This is a genomic window from Methanobrevibacter sp., assembly GCF_017427765.1.
In the GTDB taxonomy this organism is placed as follows: domain Archaea; phylum Methanobacteriota; class Methanobacteria; order Methanobacteriales; family Methanobacteriaceae; genus Methanocatella.
On the sequence record NZ_JAFRSC010000032.1, the window covers coordinates 46,315 to 73,022 of the forward strand.

Sequence of the window (26,708 nt, forward strand, 5' to 3'; positions counted from 1 at the left end):
AGATTAAAATGGAAGAATCTGTCCTGGTAAATAAAGCTGAGAACTACTTAAAAGAAATTGCAAATGATACAATTATCTTGGATGATATTGAGGATTTTGATAATTTCAAAAGTCTTTACTTTAAGCTAGTTGACAGATTAGACCATTTGCAAAGCCTTAAGGATGATATGGATGCTCAGGGATACACCACCCCTTTCACATCCTTAAACCGTTATGGAACAAAAGCAGGTTCCGATGTATCTCTTGAAGAAGTCGGTGAAAACAGCCGCCATAATCAGATTTTTAGAATGAGAGCAAATTCCAAGAAAAATATCTTGGATAGGGTCAAATCAGCCATTGACTCCCACAAAATTGCAATCGGAAATTTAGAACAGTTCGGTTATGTAAAATGCAATTCCTGTTATAAGAAATATTCCATGGATGAATACCGTCAAAGACAAGCCAAATGCAGCTGCGGATCACAGGGATTTACATTTAAAGTAAATAAGGAATCAACTTACAGACTTGAAATAATTCCGTTTCTGCCGTTGTCAGGTAATTATATGGTTTTGATGGGTGAACTCAACAGCTACGGCAGAGAATCATTTAAGCAAGTGTTAAATATCTTAAAGCAGGAACGTAAAGGTGTAGTTAAAACAATTTCTTTGCTTATCAGATTCCGAGACAAGAACAACCGGCTGATAAGGAAAAATGTAACACTTGATTCTGAATATGTCAATAACTATGAAGAGGAAGTAAGGCGCATATATGGAAGAAATGTAAGAATTGAGGCATTGCGATTCCATAGAACCAAACCTGCAATCATTGACGATAAACATGCAAGAACTGCTTTGGCACTCGGTTATGTGAAATACGCCGAATCAATTATTTTTGAAATAAAAGACGACATTTTAAAAAGAAGACTGACAGATTTTAAGAGATTGAATAAATATTATGAAATCATCGCCAAATATGAAAACCAGACTCCTGATTATATTGACAAGTTTGATTTAAATGCAATTGAAGCCTGGAGGCAATCTATGATGCAGGAGGAGTTCATAAAGCTGAATTATATGGACAGATTTGGAAACATTAAAAGGTCTTTAAGCAGGGATTTAAAAATCAGGGATTCAATCTATAAGAATACATTTCAAAATATTGCATCCACATTGATAATGTGGGATATCTTCAGATATTATCTCACAACATCCAACAATTCCCGAAGAATCGTTAACGGGCCGTTTCCATATATTCGAGTAGAACTTGACCGTGAACAGAGAAAGGTTTTCCAAAATGATTATATTAAAGTGATTGATACATTAAACAGTTTTACTGACATTAAAATTATTTCCCTGGCTGAAAAGGACTTGCTTTTATATGAAAAGTTCAAGTTTGAAAAACAGTCCCGAAGTTCAAATATTAAATTCAACCATGTTGCGTTAGGTGCTGCTTTAATTCATGAAAACTCAGATATTGAACTTGAAGAGATTAGTAATGCTTTCAACATTAATGAATCAAGAGTCAAAAAGGAAATCAAGCACATTGACCAAATTAAAAATCCGAAAAGCGATAAATCAAAGAAATTTTTAGACTTAATTAAGAACTAGTGATTATATGGACGACGAGGTAACAACAATTCATATGAGTAAAACCCTTTCTTCATCTATGATTGTTGATTTGATTGAAAAATATCCGAATTTATCAGAAATTACATGCCCTCCTAGTGTATATGATCGAACATCAAAAAGATATATTGACGCATTGTCCCAGTTGGATATAGATGTTGTCAAAAAATATGACTGGGGAGCCAAATCAAGGACAATGGGTGCAGAATATGAGGCATTGAAGTTGTCAAATGATGGATTTAGCGCAGCTGAGATTTCTGAAATGATGGATATAAAGTTAAATAGAGCCTATTACCTTTTAAAGAAAAGCAAAGCTAATTTTGACAACCGCAAAAGAAAACATGACCATGAGGAAATCAGAAATCTTAAAAATGAAGGTTTGACTGCAAAGGAGATTTCCCAAAAATTGGATATGCCTCTTAGAAGTGTATATTATATCCTAAGCAAAAAATAATTACTTTTTTTAATAATGAATGTTAAATAATTAATCATGATGATTCTACCACAACTTCCTTTGTATGCAATAGCTATAATCTGTGGTTTACTTTCTTTTATTATAACCAGATTATCTATGCCGAAGATAATTAAAAAACTTGAAGATGCTGATATTGTTGGAAAAGATATACATAAATCATGGAAACCTGTTGTTGCTGAAATGGGTGGTTTCGGTATTCTTTTTGGATTTACTTTAGGAATGTTTTCCGGAATTTACATGCACGACATCATTGCATTTCCGTTAGTCATTGTTTTAGTGGTAATTCTGCTTGTAGGTATGATAGGAATACTTGATGATTTACTTGCATTGTCTTCAAAGGAAAAATTCTTTTTGCTGTTTTTAGCAGGTCTACCATTGATTTGGGCAGCACCATCAAATGTGGGATTGCTTTATTTGATTACAATTCCTATTGCACTTTCAATCGGATCCAACCTAACCAACATGCTTGCAGGTTTAAACGGAATAGAATCCGGTTTGGGCGTTATCTCAATGGCTTCCCTAACTATTGCATGTATTATTTTGGGAAAATACGATGTAACAATCATATCCATGAGTATGCTTGGAGCATTGGTAGCATTTCTATACTATAACAGATACCCTGCTAAAATTTTCCCCGGTGATACCGGAACACTGATTATTGGTGCAGCTATTGTATGTATAGCATTTATCGGTAGGGTAAAACTGATTGCTTTGATTGTTCTGATGCCTAATATTATTGATGCTGCGTTAAAGTTCTACTCTGCAGGTGTAATGAACCGTTCCCAACAAAAACCGACACAGTTGAATGAAGACGGAAAGCTGGTCAGGCCGGAAGTTGGTTTTAAATCATTAATTAGACTGATTTTAAGAAAACCGATTGCAGAAAAGGATGCAGTAAAGATAATATGGGCCATTGGAATTGTGTTTGGAATAATTGGTATTCTTGTAGCATTGATAATGCCTGGAATGATTGAAAATCAAACATTGATGAACTTTTTACAGATTAAAGAAATGTTATATCATGTAGGATGATACCATGAGACCATATGTAATACTTAATGCTGCAATGACACTGGATGGGAAAATTGCAACCCAAACAGGCAGTTCAAATATTTCCGGTGAAGAGGACCTAAAAAGAGTTCATGAAATCAGAAAGGACTGTGATGCAATTATGGTTGGAATCGGAACTGTTTTGGCAGATGACCCAAGACTGACTGTCCATAAAGTTGATACAAATCCTGAAGATAATCCCGTACGTGTGGTGGTTGACAGCAAATGCAGAACACCCGTTGCAGCAAGAATTACAAATAAGGATGCAAGAACAATCATTGCCGGAGCCAATGAATACAAACATGACTTTATTGTTTCGGATAGATATGAAACATTCAAAAAACGGGGTGTTGACTTTTTCTGGAGCGGTGATAAACGGGTAGATTTAACTGGTCTGATGAGTTACTTGCATGAAGAAGGAATTGAAAAGCTAATGCTTGAAGGGGGAGCTACCCTAAACTTTTCAATGATTAAGGCAGGGTTGATTGATGAGATAAGAATCTGTGTTGCTCCAATGGTTGTTGGAGGGGCGAATGCAAAGACTTTCTTTGATGGTGAAGGCTTTGACACCATGGATGAAGCGGTTAAATTGGAGTTGCTTGACTCTTACAGTCTTGGAAAAGATTTGATTTTAACATATAATGTTTTAAAATAGCTATTTTTTAATTTAGACAAAAAGTTGTCTGAGTATGTAAAATTGTAGTGCAAAAGAACAGAAAAATACTTAAATAATGGACTACTTATACTTAATCACTAAAAAACCATTGTTTAAGTGATAAATATGTATGTTAATATGAATGATAAGAATATATTAGAGATTAGTAGATTTGTACAAGATTTAAAAAATATTTTAGATTATATTGGTGAAAAATTTCATAATATTCATTTTAAAAAAGAAAATTCTCTGGATAATTTAGTTAGCCTTTATTCTGAAAATCAGGAATTTCTTGATAAATTAGGATTAATTAATGAATTAATGAATAATATATCTAATAAACTTGAAGGACTAGATTATTTCCAAGATGAATTCTATTTCTTTTTACCAATTTGCAGCATGATAAGTTATATTATTAATGATATTCGAAAATATATTTTATTTTCTTCTTTTGTAAGGAATTTAAGCTTATTATTCTGTGATTTGATAACTACTAAAATTTCACAAATTAAAAGTTCATCTTTAAATGAATATGAAGAGGACTTTAATTTATTTAAAAGAAATTTTTTTAATCAAAAAGAATTTTTTTATTCAAATATTTATGAATGTAGTCATCAATATGATGATTTGATTGTGGAAGTTGCAAATATTTTAAGGTGATTGAATGAACTACTTTCTTGATTCAAATGTTATTGTAGGTCATATTTTTTCATGGGACTCATTAAATGCGACTTCAAATGATTTCATTGCTTATAAAAATAATTATTTCTATTATAAAAATGTTAAAAATGAAGTGAATAATGTTTTTAATGAAAAATGTCATGAATATGACTTTTTTCTGTTGATGTTATGCAGATTTTTTGATAATTTTTCAGATAATAATTTTGTAGATTATGAAAAGGTTCATAGATATCTTAATGGAATTAATTCAATGGATAAATTTGATAAGGAGGATATGCATTATGCATTAAGTGTTATTTGGGATAGATTATGTTTTGACCAATATCATGATGCTTTTGATGTAAAAACAAAATTTGCAATTTTTCAAAAAGATTTTCAAGCAATTCATATTGAAAATAAAAAGAAAACCTTTGATTTTTTGAAAATTGTACCAAATCACACAAAAAAAGATAAGATAATTTTAGATAAAATCAAACAGGAGAATCTTAGGAGTAATCTGTTACATGGTGCTGATGAGGAAATTCTTTTTGATGCTAATGAGTTTTGCAAAAACAATCCGGATTTAAATCTGAAATTTGTTAGTGCCGATCAGGATTTTCTAAAAGCTATTGATATTTTGATGGATTTTCTATGCATTGATGAATCGATTAATTTAGTTGAATTTTCAAATAATTAAAACAGTCCTGAAAATCCTACATTTTTACAAACACAGTATCTGCAGAGTGATTTTTTATCATGAATGTATTTCACACGACCTTTGCAGTAATAGTCTTCATTGAAATAATAAACCTCATCCTGTTTATCTTCACTGAATGGATGAAGCGGTTTTTTAGCTATCAGTGCCAGGTATAGTGAAATGTATTTTGTAAATTCGCGGGTTTGCTCATCACCTGGTGCATACCTGTCGAAATAGTATCCAATATCTGCCTGGATATTTTTAATAACATTGTCTTTTATATCAAAATCATCTGAAATAACTGTCTCATATATATCATCATATACAGATGAGTTATATTTTGCAAGTTTTTTAGTAAGCGGGTCTTTGTACCTATCATCTGTAGCTTTATTTCTAAGATAATCAATAGGATAATTTTCAAGATTCTTCTGAATAATCTTTAAAAGTTTAGATGCCTTCATAATATTCCTTTGGATTTCAACAGTTCATGTGGATTATCAACAATTGCCTTCATGGCCTCGTCATGGGATAGGCCTGCACCCAGTGCAATCTGATATGATTTTTCAAATGTGATGATATTGTCCGGTGAATGTGTGTCTGTATTTACTAAAAGTTTGTTTCCGACTTCACGTGCTACATTTGCAACATGGCCGTTTCCAAGGCAGTGTCCGCTGCGTGCTGAAATTTCAAGATAGATATCATTTTCACGAGCGATTTCTGCTTCTTCAACTGTTATTAAACCGGGATGTCCTAATATGTCAATATTTTCTGATTCAACAGCTGCACGATTGGTTCCAGGAGTTACAGGTTCATTTAATGTTTCTCCATGAACAACAACAATCTTTGCCCCTAATTCTTTTGCTCTTGCAGCTATTCCGTCAATTGATTCGCATGGTGCATGTGTGACTTCAGCGCCTAAAACAACGGTAATGTCCCAGTTGGCATTAATGTCCTCAATTGCATCCTGAATTGCCGGAATTGTGTCAACATTGGACCAGTCGACATGGTCTGTAATGGCTATTGCCTCATGGTTTAACTTTAAAGCTCTTCTTGCAAGTTCGGATGGCAGTAATTCTCCATCACTGAACAGACTGTGCATATGTAAATCGATTCTTTTATTCAAAATAATATCTCCTTTTAGTAAATATAATATTATATATATTACATTTGATATAAATTTATATAACTTAAATTTTTCTAGAGGTTAATAAAATGAAAGCAAAAGCAGTAAAAATAGCTGATGGTGTTTACTGGGTCGGTGTTATTCACTGGCAAAGTAGAACTTTCCACGGATATGGAATTCCAGGTACTACCTACAATGCATATTTGGTATTTGGTGAAGAAAAGACTGTATTGATTGATAATGTCTATGGAGGATTGTCAGATCAATATTACGCAAGAGTTGAAGATGCGTTTGCTCAGGAAGGAAAAGACATTAAAATAGATGTATTTGTACAAAACCACTCTGAAATGGACCATTCAACTCACTTAAGAGAAACTATTGATAAATATAATCCTGATGCAGAAATATATGCCTCTGCTAACTGTATTAAATTTTTAGAAGCTCAATATCATAATTTTTCAGATTTGGAAATGACTGCCGTTCAGACAGGTGATGAACTTGACATTGGTGGAAGAACCTTAAAATTCATCTCAGCACCAATGCTTCACTGGCCGGACAGTATGTTTACATTACTGGCAGAAGAAGGAATATTATTCTCAAATGATGCATTCGGACAGCACGTAGCTCACTCCAAAAGATTTGATGAAGACTACTCTGTAGATTACTTACTTAGAGAAGCGCAAAAATACTACGCTAACCTTGTAACATTAGGTTCTCCAATGCTTAGAATGAAACTGCAGGAATTGACCGATACAGGTTTAATCAATGATATTAAAATGATTGCTCCATGTCACGGTCAAATCTGGAAAAACCCAGCCCCAATTGTAGAAAAATACTCCGAATGGGGATCTGGCGTTTGTAAAGACAAAATCACTGTTATTTATGATACAATGCACCACTCAACCGAAAAGCTCGCATATCAAATAGCTGAAGGTATAATGAGTGAAGGTGTAGAAGTTGCAATGTATTTCATGCAGGAAGACGGTCCTGATGATGTAATCACTGACATTTTGGACTCAAAAGCTATTGCACTTGGTGCTCCAACAATGATGAACAAACCGTTCCCTAGAATCGGAAATATGATGTACTGGCTTGACTGTGTTAACTTCAAGGGAACCGGCAGTGAGAAAAACGCTTTGATATTCTCATCTAAAGGATGGGGTGGAGGAGCTGTTAAAAAACTCCAGGAGGATTTGGAAAAAGCAGGTTTCACTGTAAGCGATACTTTAGATGTATTGTTTGTACCTGATGAGGATGTTTTAGCTGAAGCATTTGAAAAAGGAGCAGAACTTGCCCGTTCAATAAAAGAATAGTTAAATCTATTCTTATTATTTTTTTAGATTTTAAATTGTTGTAAATCTCAACATTAAGGTGATATTATGTCTGATTTGGTAATTTATTTTTCAAGAAGCGGTGAAAATTACTTTGGCGGTGAGCTTAAAAACATCGAAAAAGGAAACACTGAAGTAATTGCAGAATATATTCAACAAGAAACTGGTGCTGATTTATTTAAAGTCGAAGCAGCAGTTGATTATCCTGAAGATTATATGAAATGCATTGATATTGCAAAAAAAGAACTTGAAAGTGATGCAAGGCCTGAAATCAAACAGTCATTAGAGAGTATAGATGAATATGATACTATTTACATTGGTTTTCCTAACTGGTGGGGAACACTTCCAATGCCGATGTTTACTCAACTGGAAAAACTTGATTTTACAGGTAAAATAGTTAAACCATTTGTAACTCATGAAGGTTCAGGTTTCGGTAAAAGTAATAATGATTTGAAAAAATTATGTGAAGGTGCTGAAATCAAAAAAGGTCTTTCAATTCCTGGTGCAAATGTTTATGAAGTGCAGCAGACTGTAGTTTCATGGATAAATGATTAACATTTTTTTTAAATAAATTGGGAGTTTATTATATGAAAATTTTAGCTCTACAGGCAAGTCCTAGAAAGAAAGGAAATACAAATCGTGTTTTGGATGAAATGATTAAGGGTGCTGAGGACAATGGTCATGAGGTTGTAAAATACTATCTTCAGAATATGGACATTAATCCATGCAGCGGGTGTGAAATATGTGCTAAAGGAAAAGACTGCAGATATGAGGATGATGGTGCGGAAATCATTAACCAGTTGGCTGAAGGTGCCGGTGTTATCCTTGCTTCTCCAATATATTTCGGTCAAATGACAGCGCAGGCAAAGACAATTGTTGACAGGTTCTACTCAATATTCAACAATCCGGATAAGAAGTTCAATGGAAAAGCCGCAATGATACTAACACATGCATATCCAGGAACTGATATCTATGCAGATTATATCAGATTAACCGAAGCGCAGCCATTTAAAAACAACACCGAGCTTGAATATATTGAAACACTTGAAGTCGCAGGTGTTAAATTCATTGGTGATGCAGACAAAAAAGAAGATGACCTTAAAAAGGCCTATGAAATCGGTCAAAAATTTTAATTAAATTGAAAACAAATTATTTATTATGGCAAATTCAGTATTTGTACCAGGCCACATTACAGGTTTTTTTACAATAGAAAACCATGAAATAACTCTTAAAAACGGATCATGTGGTGCTGGTTTTTTACTTTCACAAGGCGTTAAAACCACAGTTTCTAAAGCTGATGAGTTGACTGTTAATGTCAATCAGGGTGATGAAACTGTTATTAGGGAAGTTTTGTCAATTTTGGAAATTGAAACTGATTTTAAAATTACTCAAGATATTCAGCTGCCTATTGGAGCAGGTTTTGGAACTTCAGCAGCTTCAGCTTTAAGTCTCACGTTGGCTATTAATGAATATCTGAATTTAGGTTATTCCCTTGAGCTGTGCGGTCAGATTGCACATATGGCAGAAGTTAATTTAGGCGCAGGTTTGGGGGATGTTATAGCTCAGACTGGCAAAGGTATTGTTTTAAGAACAAAACCAGGTGCTCCGGGAATAGGTGAGATAAAATCATTTACAGAGGATGTTTATATAGGATGGAAAACTTTTGGAGCAATCCAAACCGCAGACATTATCCGGGATCCTCATCACAAGGATGTCATATCATCTTCTGGTCTAAAGTATCTTGAATTATTTGAAAGCGAACCTACGCTTGAGAACTTTTTAAGTTTTTCAAATAAGTTTTCTCATGATACGAAATTAATGTCAGATGAAGTCAAAGAATTGATTGATTATTTTAATTCTTCGAGTGATATTTTAGGTAGTTCCATGGCAATGTTGGGAAATACGGTATTTGCATTTGCATATGATGAAGATGCACTCAAAAGTCTAAACATCGAAGACTTACATATAGATAAAGTTAACAACATTGGGATAGTTTATGATTAAACTTAGCTATAACATTAAAAATTACAGAAATGATCTTATGGATTTGGTCCAATCAGGCGATACCGTAATTGAATTGGGCTGTCACACCGGAGGTACTACAAAACTGTTTCCCCGAGACTGCAGAATAATTGCTGCTGATAACTCACCGGAGGCAATTGATGAAATGGCAAAACTGGGTTATGTTGACTTTATTTCGGGTGATGTGCGTTTGCATGAGGTTTTGGCTGAAATATTTAAAAAAATCCAGACATGTGATGTACTGGCTATTGATTTGGGTGGCGGATATCATCCGGATACTGTTTTTAAGGTTTTTTATATTTATTCATCAACATTTAAACCTAAACATACTGTAATAAGAAATCGTGGACTTTTGGAATTTGTTAATTCGGCAGGTATAAGTGGTGAAGATATCTCGTCTGATGACGGTTATCTTGAAACTTATCACGATTCGGGAATTCCTCCTTTGATAAAGGAATTCGATTTTTGGACTCCTTCTCTTAAAAAATAGATAATTTTATATAGTTTGTTTTTTTAAGAGCAATTTTTCAAGGTTAAAGCAATTTTAAAGAGTTAAAATTAATTAAATTTAAATAGTTTGTAGAATATAATATATTTTACAAAAAATTAATTTGAGGAAATTTATATGGCACAACCTATTGGGGATACACCAGTTTTAGAAGGTGATGAAGCTACAGAATTTTTAAATCATATGCTTGACCCTCCAACTGAAAAACAGGAAAAATTAAAAAAAGAAATGAACTCACAGAGAATAGTTTATTTTTGGGATGAACCTCCATACCAAAAATAATATTGATTTATTTTCAAATTTTTTCCAAATCTAGATATAAATAGAATTTTTTTGTTGGATCTCTTTGGGATATGAAATCAATGTTTTTTACTTTTTCATAATCTTTTTTTAAGTATTCGAACCCATTTTTTGCCACATAGAAATTGAATGCTTTAGCATAACCTTCAACAACTATGAATCGAAAACTTACATTAGTTTTTGCAATAGCTTTTAAACTATGAATAATATTTCTTAATATATGTGTGCCTAACCCTTCTCCAGAATATTTTTTCTCTATGGCCAATCTTCCAATTTTAACGGCAGGTACATTTCTATTTTTAGATTTGATTCCTAATTTGCCTTTAATTTTTAATCTTAATTTTTCATCGTTAATATTTTTCAAAATTAATGAATCTGTTAAAATTGAAGTGTATCCGATTATTTTTCCGTCAAACATTATAAGTTTTGTAATATTTAACTTCTCATTTTGTTGCTTCAATGCATCATTTTTCAAAAAGTCATTCAATTCCTCATCACCGCAATCAAAATAGCTTAAGTCATGAGTTTCATTCAAAGTTTCAAAATAATAATTATCAATAATATCTTTAATTTTCATATCTGTTCTTATTAATAGTTTAATTATTTATTTTTTACTCATATGAACTTTTAATATTGATTTAAGATTGAAATATTCTTTTTTTCATAAAAAATTGATTTATATTTAGTATTTTATATTGAAATTACATTGTATATATTTTAGAATTATTTACAATACTATTTACAAATTTTTTTCAAAACTATATTTTAATTGTTTAATTTTCATATATTGTTTTTAATAAAATTTTAAAAAACGTATAATATTTTTTAGACAATTAACATTATATATCATAATTAAGAAAAATATAATTCATAAGTAAAGAGGTTAAAAAATGATAGGTAAAAAGATTCGTTTAGAAAGAATCATAAATAGGAATACTGGTAGAACTGTAATTGCACCGATGGATCATGGTGTATCAAGCGGTCCTATTCCAGGAATCATCGACATGGATGAAACTGTTGAGGAAATCTCCCAGGGAGGAGCAGATGCAATTTTAATGCACAAAGGTATCGTACAACAGGGACACAGAGGTTACGGTAAGGATATAGGTTTAATTGTACACTTATCAGCAAGTACTTCCCTTGCACCGGATCCAAACGATAAAGTGACTGTAACAAGCGTTGAAAAAGCAATCCAATTAGGTGCAGATGCAGTATCCATTCACGTAAACTTAGGTTCAGAAACAGAAAGCCAAATGCTTCAGGAATTGGGAGCAATTGCTGAGACATGTGACTACTGGGGAATGCCACTTTTAGCGATGATGTATCCTAGAGGCCAAAAAGTTGAAAACGAACATGACGTTGAATTCGTAAAACATGCTGCACGTGTCGGGTCTGAACTTGGAGTTGACATTGTTAAAACCAATTATACTGGTGATCCGGATTCATTTAAGGAAGTTGTTGAAGGTGCAATCGTACCTGTTGTAATAGCAGGCGGTCCAAAAGTAGATACTGATGAAGACTTATTGAATATGGTAAAAGACTCACTTGAAGTTGGTGGAGCAGGTGTTGCATTTGGACGTAACTTGTTCCAGGCTGAAAACCCAGGAAAAATTACAAGAGCAATATCTGAAGTCGTTCACCATGATTTGGATGTTGATGAAGCACTTGAATTCTTAAAATAGGTGAGTTAAATGAAAAACAAATTCGCATGGATTAGTACTCCTGATGAATTGTGGGAAGATAAAAAGGAAATGATTACAACCGCACTTGAATCCGGAATTGACCATGTCCTTGACTTTGATGATATAGAAAACATCAGAAAACTGGGCAATGTAAAAATCATTGCAAACAATGATGATGCTGATATTTATCTTGTTGGCATTAACGGTGAAGGTGATGGATTTTTAGACTTAAATGATGATTTTACAGATTCAGTTGACATTTCAAATGCCAAAAAAGCAAAAAGTGAAGGAAAAACTGTATGTGCATATATAAAAATCACAGATAAGGCACACGAGCAGTTGGCTGTAAAGTTAGGTTCAATCGTAGATTATATTATTCTTGTAGGAACTGACTGGACAATCATCCCACTTGAAAACATCATTGCGGATTTACAGAAAGTAGATGTGGAAATTATTGCTGCAGTACGAGACCTTGACGGTGCCCGCGTAGCGCTGGAAACACTTGAGCACGGAACTGACGGAATAATATTTGAAGCTAATGACTTTAACCAAACCAAAAAGATAGCTGAAGAAGTCGTAAAGGCATCTCAGGTAAAATATGACCTTAAAATTGCAACAGTAACCAACGTTAAGCCATTGGGTTCAGGTGACAGGGTATGTGTAGATACTACTGACATGATGAGTCCCGGTGAAGGAATGCTGATTGGTTCATATTCAAAATCAATGTTTTTAGTACACTCCGAAAGTTTGGAAAGTGAATACGTTGCATCAAGACCATTCAGAGTAAATGCAGGTCCTGTTCAGGCTTATGTGATGGTTCCGGGAAACAAAACAAGATATCTCTCAGAACTGGTTGCAGGAGATGAAGTGCTGATTGTAAACACCGAAGGTGAAACAAGAACTGCATATGTCGGCAGAAGCAAAATCGAAAGAAGACCATTAATTTTAATTGAAGCGGAATATGGAGGAAAAACAATAAGAACCTTGCTTCAGAATGCAGAAACAATCAGAATTGTCGATGCAGATGACAATCCTCTTTCAGTAGCTGACGTAGAACCCGGCGATAAGGTCAAGGTTTACATTGAAGAAAACGCACGTCACTTCGGAATTGCAATTGATGAAACCATTATAGAACAATAGGTGATTTGATGTCGGTAGTTAGAGCATTTTTAGCTATTGATTTGGATGATGACTTAAAGCCTAAAATAAATAAGATTATTAAAGAATTTAAACAGATTGATGCCAAAATCAAATATGTTGAGCTAACAAATCTGCATTTAACTCTAAAGTTCTTTGGTGACATTGACACTAACGGTTTGGAATTGCTTGAAGATGCAATTGCGCGAGTAGTATCCGATTTCAAACCTTTTGATATAAAAATAAAAGGTTGTGGTGCTTTTCCAAACACCAATCGCATAAAGGTCATCTGGGTTGGAATCGATGATGATGCCATAATTAAAGATTTGCACGCCAGACTGGATAAGGAATTTGTAAAATTGGGCTTTGATAAGGACAAGAAATTCTCAACACATCTAACAATCGGACGTATGAAATCAGCAAAAAACAAAAATCAGGTCAAATCAACAATTGAAGATTATAGTGAATTTGAAATAGGTGAAATGAAAGTCAGTGAAATTTCTCTTAAGAAATCCACTTTAACTCCTCAAGGACCTATATATGATGATTTAAAAGTATTTGAATTGTGATAAAAATGGATTATGGGCCAATCTTAAAAGATATCAAACCAACAGAAACTGAACAGCAAGAACTTGACGAAATGTCTAAAAAACTGGTCAGTTTTATTGAGCAGACATGTCAAAAGGAAAATATCGATGCAAAAGTAGAAGTTGTGGGCTCTGTTGCCAAACACACTGCACTTAAAGGAAAATCAGACATCGATGTATTCATTGCATTTCCACTTGACGTTGATGAAAGCACTTTAAAGGATAAAGGTTTATATTTGGCTCATGAATGCAACGACCACTTTGGCGGTAAAGCTTCACATCACTTTGCATCACATCCATATGTTACATCTCAAATAGGCGACTTTGAAGTTGATTTGGTTCCATGCTATGCAATTGAAGATGGTTCCCAGCTCAAATCTGCAGTCGACAGGACAATACTTCACACCAGATACGTTAAAGGCAAGTTAACTCCTGAAGGCTGTGATGAAGTGCTTTTATTAAAGAGATTCATGGACGTGACAGGAACTTACGGTTCGGAGTTTAAGGTTGGCGGATTTGCAGGATATCTGTGTGAACTTTTAATAATCAAATACGGAAGCTTTGAAGAAACATTAAGACAGGCAACAACCTGGCAGAATGGTCATATTATTGATTTGGAAGGCTATGGTACCGGTGGAAATTTCAATGATCCTTTAATTGTCATTGACCCGACAGATGAAAACCGTAATGTAGGTGCAGCTTTAAGATTAAATAAGTTTGCAGAATTCATTCAGTCAGCAAGAAATTACCTATCATCAGATAACAAAAAGGATTATTTCTATCATTTAGATAAACCTCTCGATAAGGATGAAATTTTAAACGAGTTGGATAAAAGAGGTAGTGAATTTATAGCAATCAAATTCGATATTCCGGAAATACCTCTTGATACCCTACATCCTCAACTTAAAATGACAACAGAATCATTGGCCGAAAAGATAGATAATGAGGAGTTCAATGTATTTAAGGCAGACTATGCAAGCAATGAAGTTGACTCATCTGTAATATTGCTTGAAATGGCTTCATCCAAACTGAATGCCATTAAAGTCAATAAAGGACCTAAAGTCTATTTAAACAAGGCATGCAATAATTTTACTACAAAATATGGTGCTTCAAATTGCCATATTGAAGGTGACTTTCTGGTTCACATGCAAAAACGTGAATTCAGCAGTGTCATTGATTTTATAAAAGACATCTTTACGCAAAAAAACATTTCAAAAATCAAAGTTGGAAAAAATATCAAAGAAAATATAATTGAAACTTATGAATTTGTCACTTTGGATGAATTGGCAGGCGATGAGGATTATTTACAATTTTTAGATGATTTTATAAACCCGTCTCAGTATATTGTAAGGTGAGCAGATGCAGAAAACAGAAGATATAGATTTAATAGTTAATCATCCTAAAAAGGCGATAAACAAGCTGGCGATACCAATCATTATAAGTTACCTGTTCATGATGATGAACAATATCATTGACGGTATCTGGGTTTCAGGACTTGGCCCTCATCCTCTTGCTGCAGTCGGTTTTGTAACACCTCTGTTTTTGGCACTGGTTGGTTTTGCAAACGGTTTGGGTGCAGGTTCAAACTCACTGATTGCAAGATGCATAGGAGCTGAAGACTATCACAAGGCCGGAAACAGTGCAATACACTCAATAATGCTTTCAATAATAATGACAGTCATCTCAACTGTTGTTATTTTACTGCTTTTAAAACCTCTGCTTTTGATGATGGGTGCCGGTGAAGTAATGTCTGAAACCATGGCTTATGGAAGTATTGTCATTGGAGGTATATTTTCAGTATTCCTTCCTGCGATGATGGCGGCAATTTTCAGAGCCCAGGGTGAAGTCAAAAGAGCGTCATATCCTTTGATTTTAACAGCAATAATCAATATCATTTTAGATCCGATATTCATCTATACATTGGGTTTGGGTGTTGCCGGCGCTGCTCTTGCAACAGTGCTTGCTGGTGCTCTTGCAGCATCTCCTATGGTATATTGGATGTTTATAAAACAGGACAGTTTTCTTAAAGTTAAAATGAGCGAATATAAAACTGACTTTTCAATCTATAAAGATATCCTTGTTGTAGGTATTCCTGCAAGTCTGGAGCAGTTCATCATATCATTCGTATCAATTCTGATGAATTACTGGCTTACACTTTTAGGAGGTACCCTTGCTGTTGCTGCATATACTGCAACATGGAGACTTGTATCAATCGGAATGTCTCCATTAATTGGTATTGGAGTTGCGGCCCTTACAGTCGGCGGTGCTGCCTACGGTGCACGAAACCTTGTTAATTTAAAGACTTCTCTTAATTACGGTATTAAATTGGGTATGGTATCTTCAATAATAATATCTTCATTTTTCTTCATATTTGCAGACCCGCTGTCATTTATATTTTCATACTCAGCAGACAGTGCAGTATTGGCTTCAAGTATAGTTGAAGCATTAAGGGTATTGTGTTTCTTTATACTGTTCATGCCGTTTGGTGTTCTTGCGGGAAACATCTTCCAGTCAATGGGAAAAGGAACTACATCTTTAATAATCACTGTCCTGAGGTCATTTATCATGGAAGTAATCTTTGCAGGTCTTTTTGCATTCATTTTCGCATGGGGCGTAGTGGGGGTTTACTCAGGTCTTGTTTGCGGAATGTCTGTAGGTTCTCTTGTAGGATATGCCTACATCAACTACTACCTGAATAAACACAGGTCTTATTTCGAAGATTAATTATTAAATTTTGTTTAGCTTATATGGGGATTTATAAGCTATAAACTAAACTTTTCATCTTATTTTTGATATTATTGATTCAATAATGGAAAATTTCAAAATGTAATATGAATTTTATATAAAAATGCAGCAATAAGTTATTAATTTTAGTAAATATTTTAAAATATATTATTAATTTTATTCATTATTTTTTATTAAAACATTAAATTTAATGAATATTTTTTATTTTTGTAACATTTTTTTGTAGTAACTTTTATAATGTTTTATCTAAATAATATTAACTATGTCTGAGATAAAAAAACTCACACTTGATGTTGATGTTGAAGAGTTCTATAAAAACTATGTTGACTTTGAAAATGTTTCAAAACTCTGTATTGAAGAGCAGGAAATGCTTGGATACAACTGGAACTATCCTCCATTCGAATTCGATGTTGATGATGTTTGGAATTCATACAATAAACTAAAGATAATCGCATTTAAAATTGATTTTTCCGCCGAAGAGCTTGCCCACACTTTTGAGGACAAGGAACTTGAATACATCCTAAAACGTTTTGAAAGGATGAAAGTTAAAATGATGAACGATATTTACGCTCTTGAAAGTGAAGACGCTCTTGGATTATTTTTGGGAAAATGCAATCTGTGCATGAGATGTACAAGGGAATTTAACATGCCCTGCAAGATGCCTTTTAAAATGAGATATCCTCTCGAAGCATTGGGTGCGAAAGTGGATGAGGCTGTTAATGATCTTTTTGGTTATAAAATACAGTACGCAAAAGACGGAAAGCTGCCTGAATATCTTATATTCGTCGGTGGCTTATTATATGATAAAAAGTAGGTGATTAAATGATAGTAAGTGTAATTGGTGGAACAGGTCCTCAGGGACTTGGAATTGCAGAAAGATTGGCTATTGCCGGTGTTGATGTGATAGTGGGATCTCGTAAGGAAGAAAAAGCATTGGATGTAGTTGCAAAAGCAAAAGAAGACCTTGCAGATTATGATTTGTCAAGCATGAAAGGAATGGCAAACGAAGATGCTGCAAAAGAAGGTGATGTATTAATTATTACCGTACCTCTGGCTGCTCAAAAACCAACAATTGAAGGAATCAAGGAGTTTTGTGCAGATAAAATTGTTATGGATGCAACAGTACCTCTTGAAACAGCAATCGGTGGAAAACCGTTCAGATTCATTGACCTTATGGAAGGCTCTGCTGCTGAGAGAACCGCTTCTATTTTGGAAGGAACCGGTGCAAAAGTAATCTGCGCATTCTGTAACATCTCAAACTCACATCTTGCAAACATTCCTGAAGAAATTGACTGTGACTGTCTTATTGCAGGTGATGATGCAGATGCAAAAGCAACTGCTGCTGAGATAATTGACAAGATTCCTGGAATTAAAACAATCGACTGCGGTATTTTAGAAAAGGCAAGAATCATTGAAAAGATTACTCCATTGTTGATTGGATTAAACATCAAGTACAAATCCCACTACGGTGGACTAAGAATAACCGGAATTCCTGCACTTGATAAAGACTAGATGATTTTTATGGATTCATTTGAAGAGCTTATTGGTTTAAAAATCGATGAAGTTGATTTGGATGGATCCGATGATTTTATTTTTTCTGTAGGCTATAAGTATAAAAACTGCGGTCAGAGATATCCTGCTTTTAAATTGAAACTGTGTGATTTAGATTACTTTAATTTTATTGAATTTGCCGATTTATTTAGATATGAAGCTATTTTTTTAATCTGGTATGATATTGACTCCCGCCTGATTACAGACCTGGAGATTTACCATTTAAGCAACGATTTTGATGTTCTTTTCAGGGACTATTACTATATTTTCAGTGCAGTTCGTGACGGTAAAGCGCATCTGTTAAGGGAAGGTGACACCAAATATTTGGGTGCTTCAAGATTGGGCGAAAAAGTTGAACAACCTAACAACAAAAAGTTGGCAAATAAGCGAGAACTTGTTTTAAAAAAGAAGTATTTATCTAAAATTCTTAAAGAAATTTCTTTAAAATGTAGTTATTAGTGTTTTTCATCATTAATTATATTAAATTCATATAACAAATTTTTCTTCATGAAAAAGGTAAAAATCACTATTCTTAAAACAACACTTCAAGAAGATCTCGCAAAGGAATATGGTGTTGATGGTCTTTCGACATGTCCTTTGATGAGTGAGGGAGAAGTGTATTATGCTGATTATGCAAAACCGGATGGATTCTGTGATGAGGCATGGAAAGCAATCTATCAGTATGTTTTCGCACTGGCTCATGGAGTGCAGGAAATCTGGTATTACAGTGATTGGATTAAAACTCCAGGGGTTGCGATAGTTTCATGCAATGACGGTTTAAGGCCAGTTATTATGAAACTAGAAGCAACAGACATTGAATCAGAGGTGTTTGAATGAGAAACTGTCCTGAATGTGGTGAAGTCGTAGAAGATAATTCTGTTTTTTGTCAGAATTGTGGTTCAAAAATTGATGTGCCTGTTTCAAAACCGGTACATACTAATCATGTTTCAAATGGTTCGTATGAAAAAAATAAAATATATCTGATGATATTTATGGGTTATCTGGCCCTGTTTATACAATTTGTTGCTGTTCTTACTGCAAGATTCAACGTAAGGGTAATCAATTCAGACAGGATTATTCTATATCCTTTATTGTGTGTTTTGTTATCATTTTTCGTTGCATTCAAATTAGTTGAAAATGAAAAAACTATAATTCATGCATTTATAATTGTTCTAATTTCAACATTCCTTTTAATATTCGGAATTATTTAGGAATTTCGCTGAACTGTTTTTGGACATGTTCATAGAAATATCCTAATTCCCTGCCATTGACAAATATATGGCTAACGGTTATTGAAACAGTCATTTCATAGTTTTTATTTACCTGTCCCCATGTGATTAAAGGTTGTATTTGATTTGATTCAACTATGCAGTTTGTAATTGAATCAAAATCAACCCATGGAATACATGAAAAATTAGCTATATTTTCCTTATCTCTTAAATGCATGTCAATGCTGAAACCTTCTTTTTTTCCTGATAATATATCTTGAGATAATTGCTGTACATAATCCTGCCAAACATATATATTCTCAAAGTTTTCGGGAGGTTCAACCCTCATTTCTCTATAAATTTCTTTTTCGCTATCCATTATTGGGCAAGTTCCGTCCAAATATTCAAATTCATAGACTTTATCGTTAATGATTCTTCTTTTAAGCTCAGGAACTTTATTAACAGCATTAATCAGACAACCTAAAGACATTATAAAAAAAGATTTGTCATTTTCATGACACCAGTTCCATAATTTTTCCACATTAATTCTTGCATTCATACAGTACCTTGAAGATAAAAAATTAATAAATGGATTTTCATCTAAATTAAATTCAATTTCTCTCATATTTTAACCTAAAACCTTGTAAATAGTTACTTTTTTATATGTAAGTAATAATAAATATAATTGTTATAAATCTTATTTGGAAATGTTATAATGAAAGTAGTAATTGTAGGTGGAGGAGCTGGAGGAATCTCAACAGCTTCAAATATTCGTAAACTTGATAAGGAAATTGAAATTACAGTTCTCACAAGAGACAATAAGGTTGCATATTCACCATGTGCAATTCCTTATGTACTGTCCGGTACAATCAAATCATTTGATGATATTGTAATGAGAACTCCTGAAGATTATAAAAATAAAGATATTGATGTCATCATTGAAGCGGAAGTAACTGCTGTTGACAGCGATAAAAAAACTATTAATTATGTAAAAGACGGCAAAGAAGAATCCATGAAATGGGATAAGCTGGTTCTTGCAACCGGAGGAAATCCATTTGTACCTCCTATGGAAGGTGTGGATTTGGATGGAGTATTCAGAATCAGAAACATCGATGATGGTATTAGGGTTCAGGAAGCTATGAAAGATGCAAAAAGTGCTATTGTTACCGGTGCAGGTTTAATTGGTATTGAAATAGCTTATGCCCTTAAAAAACAGGAATTGAATGTTATTTTAAGTGAAATGTTACCTCAAATTGTTCCTAGATCACTTGATAAGGATATGTCTGATATTCTTGTAAACTATCTTGAAATGGAAGGTATCCAAGTGGTTTTAGGAAAACCGATTACCAAATTGATTGGTGAGGAAAAAGTTGAAAAGGCATGTTTCGGTGATGAGGACATTTATGACGCTGATATGGTTATTATGGCTACAGGCGTAAGGGCTGAACTTGATTTGGCCAGAATGGCTGGTTGTGAAATCGGAAGATGGGCTATTCTTGTAAACGACAGGATGGAAACTTCAGTAGAAGATGTATATGCTGTAGGTGACTGTGTTGAGTCAAAAGACCTTATTTTAGGTTCAAATACAATTTCCCAACTCGGTACCACTGCAGTACGTGAATCAAAAACATTGGCCCGTACAATATGCGGCAAAAAATCCAAATTCAATCCTGTATTAAACTCCATGGTTTCAAAAGTCGGCAAATTGGAATTCGGTGCTGTTGGTTATACTACAAGTTTTGCTCAACAGAACAGAATCAGACCTGTTGTTCAAAAGGTTGAAGCTTTAACCAGAGCACGTTACTATCCGAATGCAAAACCGATGGATATTAAAGTTATTTGTGATGGAAACGGAACCATTATAGGTTGTCAAATCATTGCAGAGGAAAGGGTAGCTGAGAGAATTGATACAATGACATTAGCTATTACTGAAGGTTTAACCTGCTTTGATTTAAGTAATATGGAATTCGCATATGCTCCTCCTGTATCAATGGTTACAGATCCTTTAATCCTTGCTGTAGAAGAAGTAAGTAAAAAATTCAATTAAATATAATATTTTGGAGATGATAAAATGGCAGAATATGGACACGGTCATCACGGTCACGGAGGCCAAATGACCCCAGAACAACAAAGGCAAATGATTGAACAGGAAATCAGGCTTGCTAAAAACCTCGGACAAATCAAACACAAAATTGTGGTTATGAGTGGAAAAGGTGGAGTCGGCAAATCTACCGTAGCAGCAAATCTTGCCGAAACCTTACAGAAACTAGGATTCAAAACTGGTATTCTTGACGCTGATATTCACGGACCTAATATTCCTAAAATGTTAGGTGTGGAGTTATACGGTGAAAACTTCAGCAACTACCAGTTTGAAGTATTTAAAGAATTGACTGAAGGAGCAATGGCAAAAGAAACATTCGAAAGTGATGAAGAGAAAGCTGAATTCATCAAAGCAAAACAGGAAGAATACAAACACTCAATGTTTCCGGTAACCATTGAAAGCGGCCTTAAAGTAATGTCAATGGCATTTTTACTTGACAGTATCGATACACCAATTATTTGGAGAGGACCTCAAAAAACAGGAGCAATCAAACAGCTGATTTCAGATGCTCACTGGGGTGAACTTGATTATCTAATCATCGATAATCCTCCGGGTACTGGAGATGAACCATTAACCGTATTGCAGACAATTCCCGATGCTGATGCTGTAATCATGGTGACAACACCGAATGTAGTATCTCAAGAGGACGTTTTGAAATGCGTCAAGATGGTTGGAATGATGAATATAGACAAGATTGGCCTTATTGAAAATATGGCTTATTATATATGTCCTCACTGTGATGAAAAACTCTATATTTTCGGTGAAGGCAATGGAAAGGCTTTTGCTGATGAAATGGAGATTACTTATTTAGGAGACCTTCCAATCGAAGAGCAGGTTGCACAATCTCCTAATAAAGAGGGTGTAATTTCAACACTTGATCCTAGTGATGAAGTTTCAAAAAGATTTGTTGAAATTGTCTCTCAAATTCAAAAAGAGTTCATAAAAGAGTAGTGTTAATAATATAACTTACTCTTGCAATATTTACGATGTATCCTAAGAAATTAGGATCTTCTTTTAATTTTTTAAAATAATCCAACTTTTCAATAATGTATTCCTTGTTTTCATCCATTACATTAAGAGAAAAGTACTGCATTCCATTGATGTATTCGGCCTCATCTGTGAATATTGGCACAAGATATTCACCGTCATTGGCATATGGAATTTTAACCGGCTTTTCATCTTCTACAGATATTATAAAATACTTGTCTTTAATATATTCTTTTATTTCTGCTTCGGTGTTTTCTATAGCTTTCTGGTTTTCGTTTTCACCATGCATATAAATCATGTTGATATGATTTTTTAACTCGGGATGTTTAATTTCTTCTAGTTTCATTGTATTACTCTTTGTTTTTATTTTTAATATATTTTTCAACTTCATCTTTTGGGATAAATTTAAGTGCATTTGAATTGATGCAGTACCTTCTGGAGCCTCCGGGACCGTCATGGAATACATGACCTAAGTGTGAGTTTGATTTGGCGCTTCTAACCTCAATGCGTGTTGTGCCGTATGAAAAGTCCCTGTTTTGTGTAATTACATCTTGTGAAACAGGTTTTGTAAATGCCGGCCAGCCGCATCCTGAGTCGAATTTGTCATCTGAACTGAAGAGAATTTCACCATCTACTACATCTACATATATACCCTCTTCAAAAAAGTTATCGTATTTGCCACTGAAAGGTGGTTCTGTTAAAGATAGCTGTGTTATTTCATACTCTTCTTTGGTCAAGTGTTTGAATTCTTCATCATCTATTAAATTTAAATCAACATGACAATATCCCTGCGGGTTTTTTTCAAGATACTTCTGGTGATAGTCTTCAGCAGGGTAGAAATTAATTATAGGACGTGCTTCAACAACTATCTTTTTGGAACTTTCCAATCTTTTTTTGGCTAAAAACTTTAAAACAATATCTCTCTGAAAATCCTCCTGCCAGTAGATTCCTGTTCTGTATTGTGTTCCAATATCCGCTCCCTGACGGTTCAGTGTGTATGGATCAATAATCTTGAAGAAATTTTCCAAAATATTTTCCAGACCGATGAATTTCGGATTGTATGTTACCTTAACCGTTTCAACGTGGCCGGTTTTTTCGCTGCAAACTTTCTCATAGGTCGGTGCCAAATCACGACCGTTGGCATAGCCCACTTCTGTATGATTTACGCCATGAAGTCTTGAGATGAATGCTTCAACACCCCAAAAACAGCCTCCTGCCAGATAGATTACCTCTAACTTTTCAAACATAATTAATAGTTCTTCTTCAAGATTAATTAATTTAGCTATTGGAAAAAAATTTTCCGTCAAAAACATTTTTTAATATAAGAATCATATATTATAATAAGTTTAATAGGAGACATGTTAGATGTTTTACAGTACTATAATGAAAATTGATTCAATTGACAGATTAAGAGATATCAGAGATGCTTTACTTGTTGAACAAGGTATTAACCCTACCCGTCAAGGTGAACAGGCAATTAAAGTTGTAGTTGAAAGAATTGATGAAATCCAAGCTACTTTAGATAAATCCGCAACAAAAAATCTAAACAGAAACAGAAAATAAGTGATTTTTGTGATAAGACGTGTTACTAGCAATAGGCGCCTTTTAAGAAAGAGAATGTATCGAGCACCACATACCAGACATAAGAATTCTACATATTATCGTGAAAACAAAAGTCAGGCAAAGCCATTTCAGAATTCATTTAAGGATATGAACGGGCCAAACATCAAACGTAAAAGAAGACCAAAAAGAGAAGTTGTGTCCGGCTTTAAAATGGCTTACAGATACAAATATTATAATGACGATAGTATAATAGAAGAGGATGAAGAAGAATTAGAATGATTCTTCCAATAACTCTTTTTTTGAAATAAACTTGTTTTTGCTGGCCAAATCCAGAATTATACCACTGAATTCATCATCATTTTCAGACAATTTTTTAAACAGTTCAGCAGATACTTCACAGGGACTATAATCGGTCAGTTTTAAATATTCAATACCTTTTTCATATTCTTCAACTGAGGAAAAAACGATTATTTTAAAATCTTCTAGAGACCCTGTAACCAGAAAGTCCCTTTCTTCATCTTCACCAATGGTTGGGCAAATGAATTTCATTAAAAATCACCGTTCCTGTTCATATTAAAATTCTGTGAGTGTGGATTAATTACAAAACCCTGAAACATCTCATCATCTTCAGCTATTTTTGAAATGTCTTCTGGAGTTATCTCTTTCATTTCAAGTTTGTCCAAAAATAGTTTGGATATTTTGGCGCTTCCAAGAGCATATTCCCTAATGTCTGTAAAAATAGGGATGATATACTGTTTTGTTGATTCTGTTAATGTCAGTCTGACAAAATCATCCTTTTCATCAACTAAAGTAAAATAGATTTCATTAGGGTATTCATTTTTGATATTGGATTTTACGGCTTCAAGCTCAATGGCATCTTCGTTTTTGAGCTTTTTTGCCATATCTGCATATACCTGAATATATTCCTTTAGCTGGCTTTTTGAAGCCTTTACATTATTATTTTTATAGTCTTCGTAATCTTTAGGATTCATAATTATTCACTGCAGTCATGAACATCTTCTGTAGCAATTACGAAGTCCCATTGAGGAGCGTTAATTGCAAGGCCAATGAAGTCTTCATCATCATGGTGGTCTGCTACAATTTCATTTCCAGATCTCTTATCGCAGATAAATTCAATGTCACCGAACTGTTGTTTGAACTCTTCAATAGCTATATTTGCTTCTTTCTCATCGGTGAATACAGGAATAACAAATTCTTCTTCCTCATCATTTTCATCGCTGATAATTAAAGCAACAACTTCCTTTTCATCACTTGAATTGTTTGAAACTATAATGAATTGCTCATGGAATACCATATGCTCGATTTCATGATATGTTTCATTTAAATCATTGATTTCATCAATATGTTCCTGTTCGAATTTTGCATAAGCTTCTTCTGATTCTTCCAATTGTTCTACCTGTTCATTTAAACTGTCGTCAAGTTCTATAAATTTTTCTATTAATTCTTTAAGTTCACTCATAATACCACATTAATGATTTAATAAAAATAAGTCTTTTAAAAACAAATGAACATTCTCTTCCTAAACACCACTAAAGGAATACAAGCGAATGCTCATTTCAACCATCACCATTGTTCATATTATAAAAAAATAGTATATAACAATATGAACAATACTATATAGATTTTCCACATATATAAAGTTTTAGTATCGATTAGGTTATCAAAAGTTACTTTCAATAGCTTTGATTAGGTTATAGATAATTTTATTTGTACTTACATCAACGTTATTGTTCTCACCTAACCTTATTACCTTGCCGTTAAGGGAATCAATTTCAGTTTTTATTTTCCTTTTAATATCCTGATGTGTTGATGAATAATGATTATATGTGTCGGGAACAAGTTTGGAGTAGAACAAATCCTTATAATCATCTGATGAATCCCAAAGGGTTTCATAACCGCTTGCTTTTATTACGTTAAATATTTCATCAATGATGCTGTTCATCATCTCTTTTGTATATTCGTTTTCGGTTAATTTTCCGTACGGCACATCTAAAATTGCACTTAATGGGTTCAACGCGCAGTTGTATAACATTTTTGCCCAAAGGTACTTATCAACTTCATATGTAATTTCACATTTAATCCCTGATGATGTTATCATGTCTGCAATAACCTGCAAATGTGAGGGATCCTCTTTTTGAAGTGATCCGATTAAAATTGGTTCTGTGTAGACAGTCACTTCACTGATATGTCTTTCGGGGCGTGTAAAACCGGTTATGAGTCTTGCTGAAAACACTTCTGATTTGTCAAAAAACCTTAAGTATGGTTCATCGTTTCCGAATCCGTTTTGGAAAATTATAATCTTGAAGTTTTCCTTTAAAATGGATTTATGGTTATTTAGATTTTCGGATATTTCGTAATTAACTGTTGTTTTTGAAGTGATGAATACATAATCAAAGGCATTTTTCGGCATTTCGCTATATCTTTCATATACATCAATCTCATCTTTAGAAAAAGAATAGTGTTCAAATAATCCTGTTCTTTTAATTCCGTTTTCCTTAATTGCCTTTGCAGTTTCTCCTCTTGCAAATATTGAAACATTTGCGTTCTGACTTAAAAGTGAACTTGCAATTCCAATTCCAACTGCTCCGGCACCTATAACTAAAATATTCATTTTGAATCCTCATTTGCATATTGTTTTTTGTGAGTTATATTTGTTTTCAGTTTTCTAACAAAAGATTTATAAATAATTAAATCTTTAATT

Annotated in this window: 36 protein-coding genes; 26 read left to right on the plus strand and 10 right to left on the minus strand. The window is 33.7% G+C overall.

Features of this window, described 5'->3' with window-relative positions:
• Positions 1 to 8 precede the first annotated feature (8 nt).
• From IJL02_RS09730 to IJL02_RS09755, 6 genes are all read left to right on the plus strand, one after another.
• Complete coding sequence (locus IJL02_RS09730) at positions 9 to 1,586, plus strand: DUF530 domain-containing protein (protein ID WP_292815798.1); 1,578 nt, start codon at positions 9 to 11, stop codon at positions 1,584 to 1,586.
• Between the two features lie 7 nt (positions 1,587 to 1,593).
• Entirely contained in the window at positions 1,594 to 2,058 is a 465-nt protein-coding gene (locus IJL02_RS09735) for a hypothetical protein (protein ID WP_292815801.1), read from the plus strand.
• 36 nt (positions 2,059 to 2,094) lie between these two features.
• Positions 2,095 to 3,111, plus strand: a complete 1,017-nt coding sequence (locus IJL02_RS09740) for a glycosyltransferase 4 family protein (RefSeq protein WP_292815807.1) — start codon at positions 2,095 to 2,097, stop codon at positions 3,109 to 3,111.
• 4 nt (positions 3,112 to 3,115) lie between these two features.
• The gene (locus IJL02_RS09745; RefSeq protein WP_292815811.1) at positions 3,116 to 3,784 is read left to right on the plus strand and encodes a 2,5-diamino-6-(ribosylamino)-4(3H)-pyrimidinone 5'-phosphate reductase; all 669 of its coding nucleotides are present in this window, start codon (positions 3,116 to 3,118) and stop codon (positions 3,782 to 3,784) included.
• A 126-nt stretch (positions 3,785 to 3,910) separates the two neighbouring features.
• The gene (locus IJL02_RS09750; protein WP_292815813.1) at positions 3,911 to 4,444 is read left to right on the plus strand and encodes a hypothetical protein; all 534 of its coding nucleotides are present in this window, start codon (positions 3,911 to 3,913) and stop codon (positions 4,442 to 4,444) included.
• A 4-nt stretch (positions 4,445 to 4,448) separates the two neighbouring features.
• The gene (locus IJL02_RS09755) at positions 4,449 to 5,141 is read left to right on the plus strand and encodes a hypothetical protein (RefSeq protein WP_292815816.1); all 693 of its coding nucleotides are present in this window, start codon (positions 4,449 to 4,451) and stop codon (positions 5,139 to 5,141) included.
• Here the strand turns inward: IJL02_RS09755 and IJL02_RS09760 are convergent.
• Both IJL02_RS09760 and IJL02_RS09765 read right to left on the minus strand, forming a co-directional pair.
• Entirely contained in the window at positions 5,138 to 5,602 is a 465-nt protein-coding gene (locus IJL02_RS09760) for a DUF2115 family protein (protein WP_292815819.1), read from the minus strand. The two genes, IJL02_RS09755 and IJL02_RS09760, sit on opposite strands and share 4 nt — an antisense overlap.
• Entirely contained in the window at positions 5,599 to 6,264 is a 666-nt protein-coding gene (locus IJL02_RS09765; RefSeq protein WP_292815822.1) for a histidinol phosphate phosphatase domain-containing protein, read from the minus strand. The genes IJL02_RS09760 and IJL02_RS09765 overlap by 4 nt, the downstream gene beginning before the upstream one ends.
• 89 nt (positions 6,265 to 6,353) lie before the next feature.
• On the opposite strand from IJL02_RS09765, the gene IJL02_RS09770 reads away from it, so the two are divergent.
• From IJL02_RS09770 to IJL02_RS09795, 6 genes are all read left to right on the plus strand, one after another.
• Positions 6,354 to 7,577 carry an FprA family A-type flavoprotein gene (locus tag IJL02_RS09770; protein WP_292815825.1) on the plus strand — a complete coding sequence of 408 codons (1,224 nt, stop codon included), beginning with the start codon at positions 6,354 to 6,356 and terminating at the stop codon, positions 7,575 to 7,577.
• A gap of 66 nt (positions 7,578 to 7,643) precedes the next feature.
• Positions 7,644 to 8,150, plus strand: a complete 507-nt coding sequence (locus tag IJL02_RS09775; RefSeq protein WP_292815828.1) for a flavodoxin — start codon at positions 7,644 to 7,646, stop codon at positions 8,148 to 8,150.
• A 32-nt stretch (positions 8,151 to 8,182) separates the two neighbouring features.
• Complete coding sequence (locus IJL02_RS09780) at positions 8,183 to 8,728, plus strand: flavodoxin family protein (protein WP_292815831.1); 546 nt, start codon at positions 8,183 to 8,185, stop codon at positions 8,726 to 8,728.
• A gap of 25 nt (positions 8,729 to 8,753) precedes the next feature.
• Positions 8,754 to 9,599: a pantoate kinase gene (locus IJL02_RS09785; protein ID WP_292815836.1), complete on the plus strand. Its 846-nt coding sequence runs from the start codon at positions 8,754 to 8,756 to the stop codon at positions 9,597 to 9,599.
• Positions 9,592 to 10,107: a class I SAM-dependent methyltransferase gene (locus IJL02_RS09790; RefSeq protein ID WP_292815841.1), complete on the plus strand. Its 516-nt coding sequence runs from the start codon at positions 9,592 to 9,594 to the stop codon at positions 10,105 to 10,107. Before IJL02_RS09785 ends, IJL02_RS09790 begins: the two co-directional genes overlap by 8 nt.
• Positions 10,108 to 10,242: 135 nt before the next feature.
• The gene (locus IJL02_RS09795) at positions 10,243 to 10,407 is read left to right on the plus strand and encodes a hypothetical protein (RefSeq protein WP_292815844.1); all 165 of its coding nucleotides are present in this window, start codon (positions 10,243 to 10,245) and stop codon (positions 10,405 to 10,407) included.
• Between the two features lie 13 nt (positions 10,408 to 10,420).
• On the opposite strand, the gene IJL02_RS09800 is transcribed toward IJL02_RS09795, so the two are convergent.
• On the minus strand, positions 10,421 to 11,002 hold the full coding sequence (locus IJL02_RS09800) for a GNAT family N-acetyltransferase (RefSeq protein ID WP_292815847.1): 582 nt from the start codon (positions 11,000 to 11,002) through the stop codon (positions 10,421 to 10,423).
• Between the two features lie 313 nt (positions 11,003 to 11,315).
• On the opposite strand from IJL02_RS09800, the gene IJL02_RS09805 reads away from it, so the two are divergent.
• The 10 genes from IJL02_RS09805 (at position 11,316) to IJL02_RS09850 (ending at position 19,338) form a co-directional block, all read left to right on the plus strand.
• Entirely contained in the window at positions 11,316 to 12,107 is a 792-nt protein-coding gene (locus tag IJL02_RS09805; protein ID WP_292815852.1) for a 2-amino-3,7-dideoxy-D-threo-hept-6-ulosonate synthase, read from the plus strand.
• 9 nt (positions 12,108 to 12,116) lie between these two features.
• Entirely contained in the window at positions 12,117 to 13,247 is a 1,131-nt protein-coding gene (locus IJL02_RS09810) for a 3-dehydroquinate synthase II (RefSeq protein WP_292815855.1), read from the plus strand.
• An 8-nt stretch (positions 13,248 to 13,255) separates the two neighbouring features.
• Positions 13,256 to 13,813, plus strand: coding sequence for an RNA 2',3'-cyclic phosphodiesterase (gene thpR / locus IJL02_RS09815; protein WP_292815859.1), 558 nt, complete (start codon positions 13,256 to 13,258; stop codon positions 13,811 to 13,813).
• Between the two features lie 5 nt (positions 13,814 to 13,818).
• Positions 13,819 to 15,186, plus strand: a complete 1,368-nt coding sequence (gene cca, locus IJL02_RS09820) for a CCA tRNA nucleotidyltransferase (protein ID WP_292815862.1) — start codon at positions 13,819 to 13,821, stop codon at positions 15,184 to 15,186.
• Between the two features lie 4 nt (positions 15,187 to 15,190).
• Positions 15,191 to 16,555 (plus strand): MATE family efflux transporter, encoded by a 1,365-nt coding sequence (locus IJL02_RS09825; protein WP_292815865.1) that lies wholly within the window; start codon positions 15,191 to 15,193, stop codon positions 16,553 to 16,555.
• A 283-nt stretch (positions 16,556 to 16,838) separates the two neighbouring features.
• Complete coding sequence (locus tag IJL02_RS09830) at positions 16,839 to 17,390, plus strand: DUF2284 domain-containing protein (RefSeq protein ID WP_292815868.1); 552 nt, start codon at positions 16,839 to 16,841, stop codon at positions 17,388 to 17,390.
• An 8-nt stretch (positions 17,391 to 17,398) separates the two neighbouring features.
• Positions 17,399 to 18,088 (plus strand): NADPH-dependent F420 reductase, encoded by a 690-nt coding sequence (gene npdG, locus IJL02_RS09835; RefSeq protein WP_292815871.1) that lies wholly within the window; start codon positions 17,399 to 17,401, stop codon positions 18,086 to 18,088.
• 9 nt (positions 18,089 to 18,097) lie between these two features.
• Positions 18,098 to 18,586, plus strand: coding sequence for a hypothetical protein (locus tag IJL02_RS09840; RefSeq protein ID WP_292815874.1), 489 nt, complete (start codon positions 18,098 to 18,100; stop codon positions 18,584 to 18,586).
• A 48-nt stretch (positions 18,587 to 18,634) separates the two neighbouring features.
• Positions 18,635 to 18,964: a TIGR04076 family protein gene (locus tag IJL02_RS09845; protein WP_292815876.1), complete on the plus strand. Its 330-nt coding sequence runs from the start codon at positions 18,635 to 18,637 to the stop codon at positions 18,962 to 18,964.
• A complete protein-coding gene (locus tag IJL02_RS09850) occupies positions 18,961 to 19,338 on the plus strand; it encodes a zinc-ribbon domain-containing protein (protein ID WP_292815879.1) in 378 nt (125 codons plus the stop codon). Before IJL02_RS09845 ends, IJL02_RS09850 begins: the two co-directional genes overlap by 4 nt.
• On the opposite strand, the gene IJL02_RS09855 is transcribed toward IJL02_RS09850, so the two are convergent.
• Entirely contained in the window at positions 19,331 to 19,960 is a 630-nt protein-coding gene (locus IJL02_RS09855; RefSeq protein WP_292815882.1) for a CatA-like O-acetyltransferase, read from the minus strand. The two genes, IJL02_RS09850 and IJL02_RS09855, sit on opposite strands and share 8 nt — an antisense overlap.
• A gap of 90 nt (positions 19,961 to 20,050) precedes the next feature.
• Here IJL02_RS09855 and IJL02_RS09860 point away from each other — a divergent pair, with 90 nt between their 5' ends.
• Positions 20,051 to 21,382, plus strand: coding sequence for an FAD-dependent oxidoreductase (locus tag IJL02_RS09860; protein ID WP_292815885.1), 1,332 nt, complete (start codon positions 20,051 to 20,053; stop codon positions 21,380 to 21,382).
• 24 nt (positions 21,383 to 21,406) lie between these two features.
• Positions 21,407 to 22,387, plus strand: coding sequence for an Mrp/NBP35 family ATP-binding protein (locus tag IJL02_RS09865; RefSeq protein WP_292815887.1), 981 nt, complete (start codon positions 21,407 to 21,409; stop codon positions 22,385 to 22,387).
• Here IJL02_RS09865 and IJL02_RS09870 read toward each other — a convergent pair.
• Together IJL02_RS09870 and msrA are read right to left on the minus strand one after the other, a co-directional pair.
• Positions 22,374 to 22,769 carry a hypothetical protein gene (locus IJL02_RS09870; protein WP_292815890.1) on the minus strand — a complete coding sequence of 132 codons (396 nt, stop codon included), beginning with the start codon at positions 22,767 to 22,769 and terminating at the stop codon, positions 22,374 to 22,376. The genes IJL02_RS09865 and IJL02_RS09870 overlap by 14 nt on opposite strands.
• Positions 22,770 to 22,773: 4 nt before the next feature.
• Positions 22,774 to 23,670 carry a peptide-methionine (S)-S-oxide reductase MsrA gene (gene msrA, locus IJL02_RS09875; RefSeq protein ID WP_292815894.1) on the minus strand — a complete coding sequence of 299 codons (897 nt, stop codon included), beginning with the start codon at positions 23,668 to 23,670 and terminating at the stop codon, positions 22,774 to 22,776.
• A gap of 118 nt (positions 23,671 to 23,788) precedes the next feature.
• Between msrA and IJL02_RS09880 the strand changes: the two genes are divergently transcribed.
• Together IJL02_RS09880 and IJL02_RS09885 are read left to right on the plus strand one after the other, a co-directional pair.
• On the plus strand, positions 23,789 to 23,986 hold the full coding sequence (locus IJL02_RS09880) for a hypothetical protein (protein ID WP_292815897.1): 198 nt from the start codon (positions 23,789 to 23,791) through the stop codon (positions 23,984 to 23,986).
• Between the two features lie 9 nt (positions 23,987 to 23,995).
• Complete coding sequence (locus IJL02_RS09885; protein ID WP_292815900.1) at positions 23,996 to 24,265, plus strand: hypothetical protein; 270 nt, start codon at positions 23,996 to 23,998, stop codon at positions 24,263 to 24,265.
• On the opposite strand, the gene IJL02_RS09890 is transcribed toward IJL02_RS09885, so the two are convergent.
• The 4 genes from IJL02_RS09890 to IJL02_RS09905 all read right to left on the minus strand — a co-directional run bounded on the left by IJL02_RS09890 (position 24,257) and on the right by IJL02_RS09905 (position 26,618).
• Positions 24,257 to 24,535 (minus strand): hypothetical protein, encoded by a 279-nt coding sequence (locus IJL02_RS09890; protein ID WP_292815902.1) that lies wholly within the window; start codon positions 24,533 to 24,535, stop codon positions 24,257 to 24,259. The genes IJL02_RS09885 and IJL02_RS09890 overlap by 9 nt on opposite strands.
• A complete protein-coding gene (locus tag IJL02_RS09895) occupies positions 24,535 to 24,978 on the minus strand; it encodes a hypothetical protein (protein WP_292815905.1) in 444 nt (147 codons plus the stop codon). The genes IJL02_RS09890 and IJL02_RS09895 overlap by 1 nt, the downstream gene beginning before the upstream one ends.
• Positions 24,979 to 24,980: 2 nt before the next feature.
• On the minus strand, positions 24,981 to 25,466 hold the full coding sequence (locus tag IJL02_RS09900; RefSeq protein WP_292815907.1) for a hypothetical protein: 486 nt from the start codon (positions 25,464 to 25,466) through the stop codon (positions 24,981 to 24,983).
• A 201-nt stretch (positions 25,467 to 25,667) separates the two neighbouring features.
• Positions 25,668 to 26,618 (minus strand): ketopantoate reductase family protein, encoded by a 951-nt coding sequence (locus IJL02_RS09905; RefSeq protein ID WP_292815909.1) that lies wholly within the window; start codon positions 26,616 to 26,618, stop codon positions 25,668 to 25,670.
• Between the last annotated feature and the right edge of the window lie 90 nt (positions 26,619 to 26,708).